The sequence below is a fragment of the Pseudomonas kitaguniensis genome (assembly GCF_009296165.1).
Lineage (GTDB): Bacteria > Pseudomonadota > Gammaproteobacteria > Pseudomonadales > Pseudomonadaceae > Aquipseudomonas > Aquipseudomonas kitaguniensis.
In genome coordinates this window covers 1-18,820 of the sequence record NZ_VUAZ01000098.1, presented here as the reverse complement: position 1 = coordinate 18,820, position 18,820 = coordinate 1, and the positions used below count along the sequence as shown (strand labels likewise).

General features: G+C 59.1%; 9 protein-coding genes, 2 rRNA genes and 1 pseudogene. 7 read left to right on the top strand and 5 right to left on the bottom strand.

What is annotated here, in order from left to right; translation table 11 throughout:
* Positions 1-6,003: pseudogene (locus tag F0169_RS16910) on the top strand (LapA family giant adhesin); the annotation flags it as partial.
* A gap of 152 nt (positions 6,004-6,155) precedes the next feature.
* On the top strand, positions 6,156-6,494 hold the full coding sequence (locus F0169_RS16905; protein WP_058415385.1) for a hypothetical protein: 339 nt from the start codon (positions 6,156-6,158) through the stop codon (positions 6,492-6,494).
* Positions 6,495-6,600: 106 nt separating this feature from the next.
* Here the strand turns inward: F0169_RS16905 and lapD are convergent, their stop codons facing one another.
* Both lapD and lapG read right to left on the bottom strand, forming a co-directional pair.
* Positions 6,601-8,547, bottom strand: a complete 1,947-nt coding sequence (lapD, locus tag F0169_RS16900; RefSeq protein ID WP_152747137.1) for a cyclic di-GMP receptor LapD — start codon at positions 8,545-8,547, stop codon at positions 6,601-6,603.
* Positions 8,548-8,561: 14 nt separating this feature from the next.
* Positions 8,562-9,254 (bottom strand): cysteine protease LapG, encoded by a 693-nt coding sequence (lapG, locus tag F0169_RS16895; protein ID WP_058415383.1) that lies wholly within the window; start codon positions 9,252-9,254, stop codon positions 8,562-8,564.
* A gap of 248 nt (positions 9,255-9,502) precedes the next feature.
* Here lapG and F0169_RS16890 point away from each other — a divergent pair, with 248 nt between their 5' ends.
* The 5 genes from F0169_RS16890 to F0169_RS16870 all read left to right on the top strand — a co-directional run bounded on the left by F0169_RS16890 (position 9,503) and on the right by F0169_RS16870 (position 16,145).
* Positions 9,503-10,213, top strand: coding sequence for a GntR family transcriptional regulator (locus F0169_RS16890; RefSeq protein WP_099239355.1), 711 nt, complete (start codon positions 9,503-9,505; stop codon positions 10,211-10,213).
* Between the two features lie 378 nt (positions 10,214-10,591).
* Positions 10,592-11,350 carry a DUF3050 domain-containing protein gene (locus F0169_RS16885; protein ID WP_122250161.1) on the top strand — a complete coding sequence of 253 codons (759 nt, stop codon included), beginning with the start codon at positions 10,592-10,594 and terminating at the stop codon, positions 11,348-11,350.
* Positions 11,347-12,294, top strand: coding sequence for a diiron oxygenase (locus tag F0169_RS16880; RefSeq protein WP_152747136.1), 948 nt, complete (start codon positions 11,347-11,349; stop codon positions 12,292-12,294). Before F0169_RS16885 ends, F0169_RS16880 begins: the two co-directional genes overlap by 4 nt.
* Positions 12,291-15,668, top strand: coding sequence for an amino acid adenylation domain-containing protein (locus F0169_RS16875; protein WP_152747135.1), 3,378 nt, complete (start codon positions 12,291-12,293; stop codon positions 15,666-15,668). Before F0169_RS16880 ends, F0169_RS16875 begins: the two co-directional genes overlap by 4 nt.
* Before the next feature lie 18 nt (positions 15,669-15,686).
* Complete coding sequence (locus F0169_RS16870; protein ID WP_152747134.1) at positions 15,687-16,145, top strand: SRPBCC family protein; 459 nt, start codon at positions 15,687-15,689, stop codon at positions 16,143-16,145.
* Between the two features lie 39 nt (positions 16,146-16,184).
* Here the strand turns inward: F0169_RS16870 and F0169_RS16865 are convergent, their stop codons facing one another.
* From F0169_RS16865 to rrf (F0169_RS16855), 3 genes are all read right to left on the bottom strand, one after another.
* Positions 16,185-18,065, bottom strand: a complete 1,881-nt coding sequence (locus tag F0169_RS16865) for a methyl-accepting chemotaxis protein (RefSeq protein ID WP_099239345.1) — start codon at positions 18,063-18,065, stop codon at positions 16,185-16,187.
* Positions 18,066-18,330: 265 nt separating this feature from the next.
* Positions 18,331-18,446, bottom strand: a 5S ribosomal RNA gene (gene rrf / locus F0169_RS16860).
* 109 nt (positions 18,447-18,555) lie between these two features.
* Positions 18,556-18,671: ribosomal RNA gene (rrf, locus tag F0169_RS16855) — 5S ribosomal RNA — on the bottom strand.
* Positions 18,672-18,820: the final 149 nt, after the last annotated feature.

The window sequence follows — 18,820 nt, the reverse complement described above, 5'->3', positions numbered from 1 at the left end:
CGGTTCCACCGTTAGCACCACTATTACGAGCGCCACCGGCGGCAACTTCGAAAACCTCGTGCCGAACACTGCACCCGCTGTAACCACCATTGCCGACTCGATCGACACTACTACCGTCACGCTGACCGCAAACAACTCGGTCACCGAAGGCGGTCAGATTACCTACACCGCGACTTTGACCAATCCAGCACAGACGCCGGTAACCGTCACCTTGAGCAATGGCTCGGTAATTACCATCAAGGCCGGTGAGTCAGTTGGTACTGTCCACGTCGATACCCCGGCTAACGACGTCTACAACAACGGTTCCACCGTTAGCACCACGATTACGAGCGCCACCGGCGGCAACTTCGAAAACTTGGTGCCGAACACTGCGCCTGCTGTCACCACCATCGTTGATTCGATCGACACCACCACCGTTACGCTGACCGCGCCAAGCGCAGTCAACGAAGGTGGCCAGATCACTTACACCGCGACCTTGAGCAACAAGGCGGGCAGCGATGTCACGCTGAAGCTGGATAACGGCTCGTCCATTATCATCAAGGCAGGCAATACCGTTGGCAGCGTGACGGTCCCGGCGCCAAGCGATGACGTGTTCATCGACAAGAGCACGCAAACCGTCAAGATCACCGACGCTACTGGCGGTAACTTCGAAAAACTGGAAGTTGCAGGCAATGGCGCCACCACTACGATCAACGACACCATCGACAAGGTTGATGTGGTTCTGACCGCCACCACCACGGTCGGCGAAGGCGGCAATATCGTTTACACCGCCAGCCTTGTGGATAAAAACGGCGCGCTGGTGAGCAACATCACCAACCCGTTGACGGTGACCTTGGATAACGGCAAAACCATCACCATCGGCGTCAACCAGTCCAGCGGCAGTGTCACCGCCGTGGCGCCGAACGATGTGTACAAAGGCGATCAAACTGTCACCACTGCGATCACTAACGTGACCGGCGGCGCACATTTCGAAAACCTGGTGCCTGGCACCACGCCGGTTAGCACCACCGTGACCGATACACCGGGCACTACCGACACCACCACCGTCACGCTGACCGCGCCAAGCGCAGTCAACGAAGGCGGCCAGATCACTTACACCGCGACCTTGAGCAACAAGGCGGGCAGCGATGTCACGCTGAAGCTGGATAACGGCGCGTCCATTACCATCAAGGCAGGCAATACCGTTGGCAGCGTGACGGTCCCGGCGCCAAGCGATGACGTGTTCATCGATAAGAGCACGCAAACCGTCAAGATCACCGACGCTACTGGCGGCAATTTCGAGAAACTCGACGTTGCAGGCAATGGCGCCACCACTACGATCAACGACACCATCGACAAGGTTGATGTGGTTCTGACCGCCACCACCACGGTCGGCGAAGGCGGCAATATCGTTTACACCGCCAGCCTTGTGGATAAAAACGGCGCGCTGGTGACTAACATCACCAACCCGCTGACCGTCAGCCTGGATAACGGCAAAACCATCACCATCGGCGTCAACCAGTCCAGCGGCAGCGTCACCGCCGTGGCGCCGAACGATGTGTACAAAGGCGATCAAACTGTCACCACTGCGATCACTAACGTGACCGGCGGCGCACATTTCGAGAACCTGGTGCCTGGCACCACGCCGGTTAGCACCACCGTGACCGATACACCGGGCACTACCGACACCACCACCGTTACCCTGACCGCGCCAAGCGCAGTCAACGAAGGTGGCCAGATCACTTACACCGCGACCTTGAGCAACAAGGCGGGCACTGACATGGTGATCCAACTGGATAACGGTTCCAGCATCACCATCAAGCAAGGTGCGACCGTGGGTTCGGTAACTGTGGCGGCGCCGGGCGATGATGTGTTCATCGACAAGAGCACCCAGACGGTCAAGATCACCGGCACCAGCGGCGGTAATTTCGAAGGCGTGAGCATTGCTCCGGGCGGTGCGACTACCACCATCAACGACACTATCGACGACGTGACCGTAGCGCTCAAGGCGACCGGTTCGGTGAGTGAAGGCGGCCAGATCGTCTACACCGCATCGCTGGTCGACAAGAACGGCTTGGCGGTGACCAACGTCGGCTCCGACTTGGTGGTGAAGCTGGATAACGGCTCGACCATCACTATCGCCAACGGCAAGTCCAGCAGCACCGCCACCGTCACCGCGCCTAACGACGTGTATGTCGGCGCCAACGATGTGAGCGCCAAGATCACCGGCGTGGTCAGCGGCGGCGACAAGTATGAGCACCTGATCGTGGACGGCAGCGCCGCGGTCACCAAGGTGACGGATGTGGTCAACAACACCACCATCAGCATCACCGGCGACGCGTCGGTGACTGAAGGCGGCACGGCGCACTACACCCTGAACCTGAGCAACCCTGCGCAAACCGATGTGAGCGTGACGCTGAAGTACAGCGGCACCGCCACCGACGGTTCGGACTTTACCGGTGTGTACACCGTGAAAATCCCGGCCGGCGCCAGCAGCGTGGCGTTTGACATTCGCACGATTGACGACAAGCTCACCGAGCCTACGGAAAATATCGTCATCAGCATCGACAAGACCACCGGTGGCAACTTCGAGAACCTGGTGATCGGCAACGGCAGCGTCAGCACCAACATCATCGACAACGATGCGCCACCGGTCATCGACCTGGACGCCAACAACTCCAGCGGCGCCACCGGTGCCGACTACAAGGCGACCTTCACCGAAGGCACCGCAGGCCCTGGCGTGTCGATTGCCGACACCGATATCAAGATCACCGACCCGGACAGCACGATGCTGACCGGTGCAACGGTCACGCTGATCAACGCGCAAGCCGGTGACGCCCTGAACCTGGGCAACAGCGTGAACGGCATTGTCATCAACTCCAACAACCAGGCGGGCACCATTACGCTGACGTTGTCGGGCAGCGCGACGCTGGCTGATTACATGCAGCGCATCCAGAACATCACGTTCACCAACAGCAGCCACGACCCGAGCACCACGCCACGCACCATCACCGTGACCGTGACCGATGGCGGCAACTACTCCAACGTCGCCACCACCACCATTAACGTGGTGGCCATCAACGACGCGCCGGTCGCCACCGGCAGCGCCGTGACCGGCAACGAAGACACGCCGCTGGCGCTGACGTGGGCCAACTTCGGCGTGACCGATGTGGACTCGCCACAAACCAGCCTCGGCGTGAAAATCACCGACCTGCCAGTGGCCGGCAAGCTGCAATACCTGGCGGCGGATGGTACGACCTGGACCAACGTGACCGCAGGCCAAACCTTTACCAAGGCCCAGATTGACGGCGGCCAATTGCGCTTCCTGCCAAGCGCCAACGAGTCCGGCGCCGATGGTTATGGCGGCACCGGCATTGGCAACAAGCAGGCGGATTACGCGCAGTTCAAGTTCCAGCCTACTGATGGCAAAGACCTGGGCAGCAGCGCGACGGTGAAAGTCGACATCACGCCGATCGCCGACGCACCGACCCTGACGGTGGCCGACAACAACGTCAATTCAATCGGCTTGCTCAAGCAAAGCTGGAACAGCGTGGCCGGCATCGGCACCAACGGTAACGGCGCCGCAGCGGCTGACCTGAAAAAAGCCATTGATAACGCCGGCACGCCGAACAGCAGCGCCATCGTGACCAATGTCGAGTCCACCGCTAACGTCAACGCCGGCGCAGGCTCGAAGATCTCCGGCCTGATGTACATGGAAGCCGGCAAGACCTACACCTTCAGCGGCACCGGTGATGACAGCTTGCTGATCAACGTCGGCGGCAAAGACGTGGCCAGCGCACAATGGGGCACCAACAGCGGCAAGTTCAGCGGCTCGATCACCCCGACCGTGAGCGGCTATTACAGCCTCGAGATCTACCACGCCAACCAGTCCGGGCCTGGCAGCTATGACGTCAACGTGTCGATCAATGGCGGCGCGGCTCAAGACCTGAGCACCAGCGGCGTGGCGCTGTACACCGGCATCACGGACCTGGTCAACGCCGGTGTGACCGTGTCCGACCTGCATGGCAGCAATGGCGACGGTTACTACACCGCTTACAAGCTCAACGAAGGCCTGGAAAACGGCAGCGTGAAGCTGTCCAAGGTCAGCACCGCGCTGACCGACACCGACGGCTCGGAAACCCTCAGCGTGAAAATCAGCGGCGTGCCGGCAGGCTCGGTGCTCACCGATGCATCCGGGCACACTTTCACCGCGACTAAAGCGGTGGGCGAAGCCAACGTCACCGGCTGGGACCTGAGCACGCTGACCATCAAGCCACCGACCTATTACAGCGGCCAGTTCAACCTGACCGTCACCTCGACGTCCACCGAAAGCCTCGGCGGTTCGGCCAGCACCACCGCGCAGTTGCCGGTGACGGTGTACCCGGCAACCTACAGCGGCACAACAGGCACCTCGGGCAGCGACACAATCACCGGCACCGATGGCAATGACATCATCGTGGCCGACATTGGCGGCCTGAACGTGGTGCAGGGCAAGAACTACAACATCGCGTTCATGGTGGACAGTTCCGGCAGCATGAGCGCCGACTCGGTTAACGCCGCCAAGGCGTCGCTGACGTCTGTGTTCAACTCGCTGAAAGACAGCCTGGGCGCCAACACATCGGGGACGGTTAACATCTTCCTGGCGGACTTCGATACCCAGGTGAACAAGTCGATCTCGATCAACCTCAACGACAGCAACGCCTTGAGCTTGCTCAAGGCGGTACTGGACTCGATGGTGTCGGGCGGCGGTACCAACTATGAAGACGTGTTCAAGACCACGGCCAACTTCTTCGAAAGCAGCCTGGCCACCAGCAACACCGGCGCCACCAACCTGACCTACTTCATCACCGACGGCCAGCCGACGTTCTATCAGAGCGGCGAGCAAACCAACCCGACGCTGTACAGCAACGTCAAGTTCGACGATGTGGTGACCACCGCCAACTACACACCGGGCAACGCGGTCGGCAAGTACTTGGATAACACCCATTACTTCAGCATCGACACCTCGGGTGCGGCCGCGCTGCAGACCTGGAATGGCTATCAGTGGGTCTACAAGAGCCTGGGCACCGTGCATGCCCAAGGTGACGGCACCTTTGAGCTGTCCAACCTGGCGGGCACGGGCAACAGCACCGACTCGGCCACACTGAGCAACGCCAAGAGCGCTTTTGCGTTACTGGGCGGGTTGTCGCAAGTGGAAGCGATCGGCATCAATGGTGACGTCAGCCTCAGCGACCTGAAGCCGTACGACAGCGATGGCAAGCCGCAAACCAACATCGATCCCAAGGATTTGGCCAACGCCATCCTCGGTCACACCGAGGCGACGCTGCCAGGTGCCGACAGCGTAAACGGTGGCGACGGCAACGACATCATCTTCGGCGACCTGGTGAGCTTCAGCGGCGTCACCGGTGAGGGTTACAACGCACTGCAGGCCTTTGTCGCACAGAAAACCGGTGTGGCAGTCTCGGCCGTGACCACCTCGAACGTGCACCAGTACGTCACCGAGCACTACGCGGACTTCGACGTGTCGGGCGCCAAAGACGGCAACGACACGCTGCTCGGCGGCGGCGGCGATGACATTCTGTTTGGCCAGGGCGGCAACGATTACCTGGACGGCGGCAAGGGCAATGACATCCTGCTGGGCGGCACCGGTAACGACACGTTGATCGGCGGCGCGGGCAACGACATCCTGATCGGCGGTTCGGGTGCCGACACCTTCATTTGGAAAGCCGGTGACGTTGGCAATGACGTGATCAAGGACTTCAAAGCGTCGGAAGGTGACCGCATCGACCTCAAGGATCTGTTGAAGGGTGAAACCGACAGCACCATCGACAATTACCTCAAGATCACCACGGTAGAGGGTGTGTCGACGCTGCAAGTGAGCAGTGAAGGCAAGCTGAACGCGCCGGCGGCCTGGCCAATGCCGATGTGACGATCAAGCTGGAAGGCAACGATTGGTCCCACACCAGCATCAACTCGCTGATCAGTGGCGCTGACCCGACCATCAAGATCGACCACACCGCCTAAGACGCGATTAACCGGCCGCCCCCAAGGGCGGCCGATTTAGTTGGGCAACAGGTTGCTGGCCCTGACGCAGGGTTGCATCGCATACTCGCGCGCATAAACGCACCTTTGACCTATGCTGGTGAACGCGTGTGGTTCATTTTCGAGGGGTTCTTATGTTTTACGTGCAACGTGATGCACTGGGCGCGCTGAGTCGCGTAGAGGCAGCCGCCTTCACCGAGTCAACCGAAACCCTGCCGGCCGATCACCATGAGATACAGGCCTGGTACGCCAACGAAGTGGTGGAAACCAGCCTGGCACAGCTTAAGCAGAGTGACCTGGAGATGATCCGGGTACTCGACGACTTGATCCAGGTACTGACCCGCAAAGGGGTGATCAGCGTGACTGACTTGCCGCCTGCAGCCCAGGCCAAGTTGATGGACCGTAACCACGCGCGGGAAGCGTTGGGCGGGTTGAGCCACTTGATCAACGATGAAGAGACCGGGTTGATCTGACTTCATGTAAGCGCTGGCCAGCCTGCTGGCTCTTGTGGCAAGCGGGCTTGTGTGGCGAGCGGGCTTGCTCGCCACAGGGGGTTTTGCCTTTACTGACGGAGCGCAGTTACTGCCACGGCGCAGGTTCACCAAATAGCTGGCCCTGCACGCCAAAAATGCCCATCTCGCGAATCACTTTCAGCTCACCTTCGGTCTCCACTCGCTCGGCGATCAGTGGCAAGTCGATGCTGTGGGCCGCGCGCTGGATTGCCTCGATGAACAGGCGTTTGTCGCTTTCCTGATCGATGGCGCGGATGTAACTGCCGTCGATCTTCAGGTACGCGAGGCCCAGGCGTGCCAGGTTGCCGATCATGCTGAATCGCCCGCCAAAACGCTGCAGGCTGAGGGAAAAGCCCAGCTCGCGCAGGCGTTGAGTCAATTGCTCCAACAAGGCCTGCTCCGGCAATTGCTCCTCGCCGATTTCCAGGGTCAGGCGCGCGCCGAGGTTGCTGTGCTGGCGTAACAGTTCAAAAATCCGGTTCAGCGCGTGCTCGTCCTGCAGGGTTGCGGCCGACAGGTTCAACGCCAGGCTATGGTTGTGGCCCGCCATCTGCTTGAGCACCTGCTCAAGCATCATGCGGTCCAGGCGTGCCATCCAGCCGAAACGTTCAAGCCACGGCAGGAAACGCCCGGCAGGCAGGGTGTGGCCGTCCTGATCCTGCAGGCGCGACAGCACCTTATAGTGCAAGACCAACTGCGGATCCTGGCTGGCAACCACCGGCTGAAAGTGCAACTGGAAACGCTGTTGGGTCAGCGCCTGGTCCAGCAGCGTGTGCCAGGCATGGTGATCGTCGCCGACGCTGGTGGCGGCGCTGCGGTCGAGGCACACCCAACTGGTGTCGCCCTGCGCCTCAGCCTGGGCCAGGGCTTGGTCAGCCAAGGTCAACAGCGCTTGAGGTGAGTCGCCATGGCTAAACGGCGCCAGGCCGATGTAAGCGACCGGCGTAACATCACTGGCGCCGGTGGCTTGCAGGCTGAGCAAGGTACTGTCGAGGTTTTGCGCCAATTGCAGGGCTTCTTCACGCATCAGCCCCGGCGCCAGTACTGCGAACTCACCGCCGCGGATACGGGTGACGAGGTTGTGGGTTTCGGGGTAAGGCTCGCACTGGCGCAGCAGTTGGTTGCCGACCGCTTGCAGCAATTGGTCGGTGCGCTGGCCGCCGAGCCGCTGGTTGAGGCCGGCCAGGTCCTTGACCCGCAACACCAGCAAGTAGCCGGAGTTGGTCTCTTCCAGGTTACTGACGCGCGCGTTCAGCTGCATCTCGAAATAACGGCGGTTGGCGAGGCCGGTGAGGTTGTCCTGATAGGATTCAGTGCGCAGTTTTTCGCTGCGCTCCGCCTGCTCCTGAAACAGCGCCTTGAGCTTTTCGACCATCTGGTTCATGGCCTGCACCACGCGCCGCAGTTCCGGCGTGCGCGGCAGGTCGGGCACGGTGAGGAACTCGCGGCGTGCGATGGCGTGGGACTGCTTGACCATATAGTCCAACGGCTTCAACTGCCGACGCAGCAACAACGCGCCAAGCACTGCACTCACCGCACCGCACAGCAGCAACCAGCCGAGGCTGCCCAAGGCGCTTTGCCAGATTTTTGCCAAGGCGAACATCGGATGGCTGACCACCTCAACTCTGGCCGCCTGCTCCCAACCGCGGTTGACCAGCGCGTCACCACCGGCAGGCTCCAGACCGATTAATTTCACGAACCAGTTGGGCACGCCGTTGTTGTCAGGGATACCGCTGCGCTCGACAATGGTTTTGTCAGTAGCCAGGTCGACCACGCGGATGCTAGCGTAATACCCACTGTCGAAGATCGAGCTGACCAGCAACTCCACCATGGCCGGGTCGTCGATATTGGGCGTCAGCGACAGCGCCAGCGCCGTCGCGCCGTCCTGTGCATGCGAGCGCAGCTGGTTGACGTATTGGGTGCGAGAGCTTTCCAGGCTGACCATGAAGCTGCCGCTGAAGGCGACCACCAGGAACAGGCAGATAGCGATCAATAGTTGTTTGAACAGAGACATCCGATCAGTTACTCCTAGTTGGCAGGCTCGGCTGGAAAGCCTTCCGCACGCATTTTTCTGAGTACATCCTGCCAGCGCGACAAGCGTTTGGTATCACCGACTTTCTGATTGCCCTTGGCGCCTGGCAGGTACAAACCCTCGGCGTTGAATGAGTACACCGGCACCAGGTCGGCACGACGGGTGGCCGGCAGGATCTCGTCCATCAGGCTGTCGAGCACCAGCGGGATGGCGTCGGGGGTTGCATAATAGGTCAGCACCATATGAGCGCGATTTTGACGCAAGGCCTTAACGTAAGTAATGCGCAATTTGTCGCTGGAAACGCCCAGGTGCCGCAGGCTGAAATACTTGGCGATGGCGTAGTCTTCGCAATCGCCGGCACCTTTCCACAAGGCTTCGATGGGCGTTTCCCAATAGTCGACCACGTGCCAGAGGTCGATGTCTTCCACGTACGTCATGTGTTTATTGAAGAACAGGTTGACCACCTTGAGCTGCTCCTGCTCGTCGACCTGTTTCTGGGTCGCCAGCAACCGCTGCCAGGCATCGATACGCTGTTGGCCCTCCCCCAACGGCCCGTACAACGCGGTGGCCTTGCGGCTGATTTGAGAGAAATCCCAATCGGCATGCAGCCCGCCGAGCATCAAGCCAGCCAAAAAAATCGCTGAGAACAGCCAGCTAACGATTCGAGGGGGAATAAAACTTACCGCCAAAGTGTTCAGTCCGTGGAAAGAGACGGAATTTCAAAGGATGGTGAAGCTTCAACCCGAAAAAAACAATGGCACGGTGCAATCATTCATTAATAGGTCGAGTTTATAACCGCCCCTTGTGGGATGCACAAAGTACAGCGTGTAAGCCCTTACAAACGGACACTTTGGTTGTTTGACAAGCGTGTGAACCCTCTCTAGGGTGCATTGGATCCAATAAACAGACTCCACTAAGCCAGGAGGATAGCGTAACCGTGACGCAGAAGCCGAACCCTTTAAGCAGCATCAAAATCAGCGGGCCTATTCCCGCCCATCTGGCTCGCGCCGTAATTGAAGAAACCTTGCGCGATGCCATTCTGGATGGGCGATTGCCCTGTGGAACCGCTATGCGCCAGCAAGAACTGGCCAGCCTGTTCGGCGTCAGCCGCATGCCTGTGCGTGAAGCCCTGCGCCAGTTGGAGGCCCAATCGCTGCTGCACGTAGTGACCCACAAGGGCGCCGTGGTCGCACCGCTGATCGAAGACAACTCGGCAGAGACCTATGCCCTGCGCATGCTGCTGGAATCCGAGGCGTTGCGCCTGTCGATTCCATTACTCACCGACGCCGACATTGTCGAGGCCGACGCCTGCATCAATGCATTGGAACGCGAGAAAGACTACGCCGAGATTGGTCGTCTCAACCGCCTGTTCCACATGGTGTTGTATGGCAAGGCGCCTAACCAGCGCCTGCTCAAATTGGTTGAACACGGTTTGAATGAGGAGGAACGTTTTCTACGCTTCAACCTTGAGGCGATGGGCCTGGGCGAGACGTCGCAGGAAGATCACCGTGAACTGCTGAGCCTGGTAGCGCAGAAGAAAGTCGACGAAAGTATCCTGACGCTGCGCAATCACTTGATGCGCGGGATGGAGGTGATCACCCTTTACCTAAAAGGTCTTGAAACCGACGAAAACAAAAGCGCGCAGTAAGGTTTACGCAGCAGCTTGCGGCCCGTGAAACAGCGCGAGGCTTTTTCCATTTTGGGAATGGCCCTGGCGCGGTACGCCAAGAACAAAGTCTATTGTTTTAAATATTCGTACTCATGCCGAAGAAAATTCTCACTGTTAACCCGGTGACTTGCTGACGCCCACCTGTTTTCCGAAAGAAAATCTAATACTTTCACAAGTTTATCCAAACGTTTAATCAGATTATTATCTTTATCTAATAAAAACACGTTATTCGACAGCGTAAAGCCCTGCCCGATTAGCCCCGCGCACATGACGCGGCCAACTGCAATTTATTAAAACAACCTTGCATAATCCTTCCACTGTTTTCAGAGCAGTTGCAGCAACTTATAGGCGTCAACCATGTATCAACACGTACTTGAACAAAAAAAACTGCAGGTGTGCAGTCATCCGTTATTTAAAGAAATAACTTCACTTAATAAGTTACAACTTTTTATGGAGCACCACGTATTTGCTGTTTGGGACTTCATGACACTGACCAAACGCCTGCAGCAGGACCTGACCTGCACACAATTACCCTGGCTGCCGCCCACTGACCCGCACGCCGCGCGCCTCATCAATGAAATCGTGCTCAGTGAAGAGTCAGACCAACACCCCACGCGCGGCCATTGCAGCCACCTCGAGCTGTACCTGGAAGCGATGGCCGAGGTCGGTGCTGACACCACCCGCTTGCGGCGCTTTATTGAACTGCAACGCCAAGGGGTTCAGGCACGTGCGGCCTTGCAGATGATTGACGTGCCGCCTGGCGTTGCCCGCTTTGTCGACAGCACGCTGCAGATCGCCTTGAACGCGCCCATCCACTGCGTGGCGGCGGCGTTCCTGCACGGTCGCGAAAGTGTCATTCCGTCGATGTTTGAACGCATTCTGCACAGCAATGCCTTCATCGGTAGCCAGGCGCCAACCCTGCGTCATTACCTCAGCCGTCACATCGAACTGGACTCTCAGGGTCACGGGCCAGCGGCGGAGCAGTTACTGCAGCGCTTGATCGGCGCAGACCCTTGCCGCCAACGCCAGGCGGATGACACCGCCCTCAGCGCCTTGCAAAGCCGCCTCAGCTTCTGGGACGACGTGCGCGCCTCGCTGCAAGTGGCGCAACCATGAACGCCGCCGACTACCGCTCCTTTGCCGAAGACTGGGAACGCCGCGCAACCATCCGCACACGCCCCAGGCGTTTGCTCGAAAACGACGATAGATTGATCTACCCGCTGTGCCGCCAGCCCTTGGTGCTGAGTGCGACTTTTGTGGAACATTGCCCGCAGTGGCGCGACTTTGTGCTGGTGCAAAGTTTCTACAAATTCCTGAATGACGTGGTGATCTTCGAAACCGAGATCGTCGACAAGACCGCTCGCAGCATTGCCAAGAACCGTTTCTCGCAGCCCTTCCCCCTCGCCTGCCGCTACGATGCAATGACGGTGGTCGTGGACGAGGATTACCACGCGCTGGTCGCGCTGGACTTTTTGCAACAGACCGTGGAAATGACCGGCATACCGCCGCTCGAACTGCCCGGGCAAATCGAACTGAGCCGCGCCCTGCCGGCAGCGCAGGCGCTGGCACCGCCACACCTGCGCGACGCGGTGGAGCTGATAGGCGTGGCCATCGCCGAAAACACCGTGACCCATGACGTCGCGGCGTTTTCCAAGGACGACAGCGTCAAGTCATCGGTCCGTGGTTTGATGGCCGACCACTTGTTTGATGAGGGTCGCCATGCACAGTTCTGGACGCACGTGGTGCGTATCTACTGGCATGCAGCAAGCCCTACAGACCGCGACAGCATCGCTGAAACCCTGCCGATTTTTCTGGCGCATTACCTGACCAACGAGCTGCAAAAACGCTTCGATCTGCAGCTGATCGACCACCTGGATGTCAGCGCCAATGTTCGCCGTGCGTTAAGGGACGATGTCGCGGCGCTGGACTTTCCCATCACGCGCCAGCACCCACTGCTGGTTAACATCATGGGGTTTTTGCACCACAGCGGCGTATTGCAAACGCCGAGTGTCGCCCAGGCGCTGCACGACTACCTGCCCGACTCGCGGAGGCCGGCATGAGGCGCTTGACGATCGGGTGGAGCGGCACCAGCCACGCCCTGGCGGCCGTTCGGCAAAGGCTCGAACAATACGGGCATATCAGCGCAAGCGACGCCCTCGACGTATTGCTTGACGACGGCTGCCCGCCGCCGCTCCCGCACGCTGCGAACACCCAACAGCTTAGCCTGCGCCTGGGCATCGGCCCCGTGTCAGCATGCGGGCTTCCCGCGCTGCAGTTGCGCTGCTATGGCCACGACCAACGCGTACTGGCGGTGCACGACATCAGCGAGGAACCCAGCGGCAATGGCCAGCGACTGCGCCAACACGCCAGCAACGCGCTGGTGGAATGGGTTGCGTTGCTGGTCTGCGGCTTCTCGATGAACCCGGCATTCTTCGCTGCACACACCACGGCTAACGCCTGGCCCGAGCAAGGTTTGCAGGGGCTGGACGCCTTGGCCTTTTTGCATCGATTCAATCGCACTGCGCAGCCGGCACTGTTACAGGCTGCGCATGTGCGCATGATCGAACGGTTACAGGCCAGCTTGCAGGCCTTCGCGCAACGACCGGCGCTGAACATCGCAGGAAGCGTGCTGACGTATCGGCAATTGCACGTTCAAGCTCTGTCGATTCAACAACGCCTGGCGCCCCTGCTGGAAGGCATTGAGACACCCGCAGTGGTGGGTGTATGCCTGGAAAAGTCCGCCGGGTTGTACGCCAGCATTCTCGCGATATTGGGTTGCGGCGCGGTGTACCTGCCACTGGCACCGGACCACCCGCCACAACGCCAGCGGGCGATGCTGCAAAGCACCGGGGCTGCCGTGTTGCTGGACGATGGCCGGCACCCTTTGCGCGACCATTTCGTTACCCTGAATGTCGGCACGGTCGACCCGGCCCAAGCGGACACCACGCAACCACTGATGCGCCAGCGACCCGGCGTCGACGCGCCCTGCATGGTGCTTTTTACCTCGGGCACCACTGGCCAACCTAAAGGTGTGCTGCTCAGCCAATACAATCTTGCGCACTGCACCGCTTGGCTCGGCACCTGTATGGCGCTGGATGAACAGAGTCGAGTGCTGCAGTTTTCTACGCTGAGCTTCGACTCATCGCTGATCGATATTTTCCCGGCCCTGATCGCTGGCGCCGAGTTGATTGTGCCCAGCGAAGACCAGCGGCGCGACCCTCAGCAACTGGTCGAACTGATTCGCCAACAGCGCATCAGCCACGCTTTTTTGCCGCCGGCGCTGCTCAGCATTCTGCCGCTGGATCAGCCATTGGGCCTGGCACATCTGCTAACCGGCGGGGATGCCTGCGAGCCGTATGTGATCGAACAATTGGCGGGCCAGTGCCAACTGCACAATCTTTACGGCCCTACCGAGGCTACGGTGTTGGTGACCCACCGGGCATTCCAGCACGGTGACGGCAATCGCAACGTGGGGCGCCCCATTGCCAACAGCCAGGTGCTGATCCTCGACGACAACCTGCAACCGGTGGATGAACAGGTGATGGGCGATCTCTACATCGTCGGCCCCGGCGTAAGCCTCGGGTATATGAACGAGCCGCCGCAGGCCGACAGTCCGTTCGTTGAGCTGACACTGCCCGACGGCCAGCCGCTGAGGGCTTACCGCAGCGGTGACCTGGCAAAATGGACCCAAGACGGTATCGAGCTGGGCGGCCGACGGGATGATCAGGTGAAGATCCGTGGCTTTCGGGTAGAACCCCAGGAGATCGAACAATGCCTGCGCAGTAGTCGCTTATTTCGCCAAGTGGCCGTGGTGATTGCACCCGGTCGCAGGGTTCTCGGCGTTGTCGCACAGCCCGAAACTGGCGCCACGCTGGCGGAACTGAAGCGATACGCACTGGCGCGTTTGCCGTCGTACATGCAGCCTGAGGTATGGACTGAGTTGCCAGCGATGCCGCGTACCCGCCACGGCAAGATCGACCGCCAAGCGTTGCTGGCGACACCGCTGCGCGCGACTCCCCGCCACGGCCGCAGACTTGCGCAAACGCCACTGCAAACGCAGCTCGTGGCGCTGTGGGGCGAGTTGCTGGGGTTAAGTAGCGCTGATATTTCCATTGATGAAAGCTTTTTCAGCCTGGGCGGGCATTCCATCCTGCTGTCGACCCTGCTGCTGCGCTTGCGCGAAGCGTTTGGCCGCAGCCTCTCTTTGAGTCGTTTCTTTGAAGCGCCGACGATTCGTACGCTCGCCGTGCTGATGGAAGACGGTGCACTCAGCAATCTTCCGTCACGCCAAGTGCAAAAAGATGCGTCACAAGCACTGAATATAGACGTGCTGCACGAGGCCCGTGCAGGTGATCCGCGCAAGGTGATCGTCACCGGCGCCAACAGCTTTGTCGGGGTGCACCTGGTCGAAGCATTGTTAGCGGGCGGCGCGCAGCAGGTGACTTGCCTGGTGCGTGAACGGCCGGGGCACTCGGCGGCGGCGCGGTTTACCCAGGCACTGCGCGAGTATCGCCTGGAACACCTCGACCTGAGCCGAGTGCAGGTGTATGCCGCCGATATGAGCCAGCCCCGGTTGGGCCTGGCCAGCGAGGTGTATGACCGGCTCGCCCGCAGCCATGGCGTATTGGTGCACAACGCCGCGTGGGTCAATCATGTGATGGACTACGCCTCACTCGCCAAGGACAACGTAGAGCCGGTGCTGGAGTGCCTGCGCCTGTGTGAAACCCATTGCAAAAAAGTCTTCAATTTCATCTCGACGCTGTCGGCCTGCAGCAGTATCGATGCGCAGGGCAACATCCTCGAAACACCGGCGGTGGCCACGTTGCCGCTCTATCTGAAGAATGGCTATAACCTGTCCAAATGGGTCGCCGAGCGGCTATTGGGGCGTGCAGTTGAGCAAGGTGCGTGGGTAAACATCTATCGCCCCGGCAACATCGCTTTTAATAGCCGCAGCGGCGTCTGCCAGCCGCAAAACAACCGCCTGATGCTCATGCTCAAGGGTTCATTGCAACTGGGCCTGGCGCCCAACCTGGAGGTGAACTTCGACCTGATGCCGGTGGACTTTTTTGCGCGTTTTGTCGGGTTTCACTGCGGCCAATCTGCTGCCGGACGAAACCTGTTCCACCTGCACAACCCGCAGCCTTTGAGCTGGGCTCACTACCTTGACGCATTCAGCCAGGCGGGCCACCGCTTCGAACGGGTAAGCGTTGCAGATTGGCAACGGTCGCTGCGCACGGTGGGTCGCGATAACGCGCTGTTTGGCGTGCTGGGTTTCTACCTGGATGACCTTGCAGAAGACATCAGCGACATCTCGATGATTTGTCACGACAACGCGCGCCGGGGCGTACAAGCCATGGGCGAGCAGTACCCGCAAAAGGACCCGGCGTTATTGCGCAAGGGCTGCGACCACCTCAAGGCCATCGGCTTTATCTGACCGCTTCAGGACATTTTTATGAACGTGCTGCAACCCGATACATTAATCCGCAACCCTGTGGGCACGCCGTTGGTGGCGTCTGTTGACGTCGCGTGCGAGGCCGCGCGCCTGTGGGCTGTGGTCGGCAACTTTGCAGGCTTCGATGCCTTCATTCCGGCGCTGTCGCACATCGAAATGACAGGCCACGGTGTAGGCGCATTACGCACGAAGTTTTTCCACGATGGCCATCGCGTGGTAGAGCAACTCAATAGCCGGGACGATGACGCAATGTGCATGACGTGGAGCACGCTTTACAACACGTTGGGGGTCGCCCACTTGTGGGCGGCAATGCGTGTGGAAGTGCTTGGCACGGGAGGCGCCAGGGCGACCTGGACGCTCATTGGCGAGCCGCTTGATATGACACAAGCGGCGTTTGAACAGTTTGTGCAGGCCTTCGCCGAGAGCGCATTGGGGAATGTGCGCCGGTTGCTCGGTTAGGCAACAGGCGCGAGCAGCCTCGCGCCTGCACAAACAGGGTCAGATTTTGAAGCTGTCGACCAACTGCTTCAATCGGCTAGCCTGCTGGGACAGCGCATCGCAGTCCTTGAGGGTTTCGTTGAGGTTGGTCACACCCTGCTGGTTAAGCAGGTTGATCTGGTTGATGTCGACGTTGAGGGTTTCAACCACCGCGGTCTGCTCCTCGGTGGCGGCAGCGACCGATTGGTTCATGCCATCAATCTCGACGATTCGCTGCGTTACGCTGACCAGGCGCTCACCGGCCTGGTTGGCCACTTCAACGCTTTCTTCGCTGGAGACCTGGCTGGCGTTCATGGTGGTTACCGCTTCACGCGAACCGACTTGCAGTGAAGTGATCATCTTATGAATCTCTTCCGCGGACTCCTGCGTACGGTGAGCCAGGTTACGCACCTCATCGGCAACCACGGCAAACCCACGACCGGCTTCCCCGGCGCGAGCAGCCTCGATCGCGGCATTGAGGGCCAACAAGTTGGTTTGCTGGGAGATGCCTTTGATCACATCAAGGATATGCCCGATGTTATCGGTGCTGGCGTTCAGCGTTTCGATCTGCGTGCAGGACAGGCTGATTTTTTGCGACAGCTCCGACATCGCCAGGATGGTTTTCTCTACCACTTTGCGTCCATCGTCCGCTTGCTCACTGGCACCACTAGCGTGCTGCGAAGCATCGGCCGCGTTACGCGCGATTTCCTGAGTGGCAGCACCCAGCTCGTTGATCGCCGCAGCCACGCTATTGGTGCGCGCGCTTTGTTCGTCCGAACCGACGATCGAGGCGTTGGATGACGCCATGACGCGCTGGGACAGGTCATGTACCTGGCGCGTTGCCGAAGACACTTCGGAAATCGACGCGTGGATGCGCTCGACGAACTGGTTGAAGGCGCTGCCGACCTCGCCAAATTCATCTTTGCTGGTCACGTTCAGGCGGCGGGTCAAATCGCCCTCGCCCTGGGCAATGTCGCGCATGGCAACGCCCATGGTGGTCAGTGGGCGCAGCAGTACTTGAATCAACAGGCTCAACAGCACAGCGATGGCGACTACCGCGACCAACATTGCGATCAACGCCGACGTGCGGAACTTGGCCAATGGTGCGTAGGCTTTATCTTTATCGATCGACAGACCGATGAACCAATTTGCACCCGGCAAACCGCTGATAGGCGTGAACGAAAGAATCCGGTCCTGGCCATTGAGGGTAACGTTCTGGCTAACCTTCTCGATACGCAGGCTGGTGCCTGGGTAGATGTCCTTGAGGTTTTTCATCACTTGGTTTTCGTCAGGACTGACGATGACCTGGCCATCGGCGCTGACCAGGAAAGCATGACCGATGCCGCCGAAGTCTACCGAGTTGATGATCTTCACCAGGGTTTGCAAGCTCAGGTCACCGCCGACCACACCCAGCAATTCGCCATTCTTTTTGACTGGCAGGGCGATGGTTACGATTTGCCCGCCCACTGCTGCCATGTAGGGCGGCGTAAGCATGGTTTTATCGGCAGCTACGGCTTGCTTGTACCAAGGGCGCTGACGTGGGTCGTAGTCGTCGGGCATCTTCGCGTCGGGGCGCTGAGTGAACACACCGTTGGTTTGACCAACATAGGTGAACTGGAAGTTCGAGGTGAGTGCCGGCTGGTCGACCAGCCCTGGAAGATCCGCAGCACTGCCCTGGTGAGCAATGTTCTGCGCCAGGTTCTCAAGCACCAGGATGCGCCCGCTGAGCCAGTTCTGCACACTGCTTGCCGTAAGCTCACCCGATTGCTGGATAGACGAATCCAGATTCTGCGTGATGGTACTGCGCTGCAGGTAGTCGTTGTAAAGCGTGAATAATGCGAAGGCCAGTACAACGACGCCTGACGCGGCCAACAGAATTTTATGGCTGAACTTGAGATTCATTTCATCGACTTCTTTTGCCAAAGGGGGATGAGCGTGCCGAGTGGAACATTCCATGTAACGGCATAGACGATCTCGATGATCGCGCTATTTCGGTGCACGCATGGCACATAAGGCTTTCGGCAAGCCGAGGATAAATCTTAGAGATTTGTGAGATATGTCTTCATTTTGAGTATGAAGCCGACCAGCGGTAGGGCGTATTAGTCATCGAGTCCCCTAAACGACAAAACCCCTGTCTGCGTTAGCAGACAGGGGTTTCGGAATTTAATCTTGACGATGACCTACTCTCACATGGGGAAACCCCACACTACCATCGGCGATGCATCGTTTCACTACTGAGTTCGGGATGGGATCAGGTGGTTCCAATGCTCTATGGTCGTCAAGAAATTCTGTTTACCAGAGCGTTACGTTAGCAACGTGCCGGCGAAATTCATGGACTTCTACATAAACAAAACCCCTGTTTGCGTTAGCAAACAGGGGTTCTGGAATTTAATCTTGACGATGACCTACTCTCACATGGGGAAACCCCACACTACCATCGGCGATGCATCGTTTCACTACTGAGTTCGGGATGGGATCAGGTGGTTCCAATGCTCTATGGTCGTCAAGAAATTCGGGTACTGAGTCGTGGCCTCATGGCCTCGCTTCAGCAAATTGGGTATGTGACAGCTTTCGGTGTTTTGTGAGATCGAACTTTCGGTTCTATCGTCTTCACACACCGCAATCTGGTGCTCGTTAGAGCAAGCAAATTGCTTGGG

Bases quoted from the DNA above. Each gene is read 5' to 3' on its own strand.
- F0169_RS16880 (WP_152747136.1), top strand. From the start codon at position 11,347: ATGAACGCCGCCGACTACCGCTCCTTTGCCGAAGACTGGGAACGCCGC.
- F0169_RS16875 (WP_152747135.1), top strand. From the start codon at position 12,291: ATGAGGCGCTTGACGATCGGGTGGAGCGGCACCAGCCACGCCCTGGCG.
- lapD (WP_152747137.1), bottom strand. From the start codon at position 8,547: ATGTCTCTGTTCAAACAACTATTGATCGCTATCTGCCTGTTCCTGGTG.
- F0169_RS16870 (WP_152747134.1), top strand. From the start codon at position 15,687: ATGAACGTGCTGCAACCCGATACATTAATCCGCAACCCTGTGGGCACG.
- F0169_RS16885 (WP_122250161.1), top strand. From the start codon at position 10,592: ATGTATCAACACGTACTTGAACAAAAAAAACTGCAGGTGTGCAGTCAT.
- F0169_RS16865 (WP_099239345.1), bottom strand. From the start codon at position 18,065: ATGAATCTCAAGTTCAGCCATAAAATTCTGTTGGCCGCGTCAGGCGTC.
- F0169_RS16905 (WP_058415385.1), top strand. From the start codon at position 6,156: ATGTTTTACGTGCAACGTGATGCACTGGGCGCGCTGAGTCGCGTAGAG.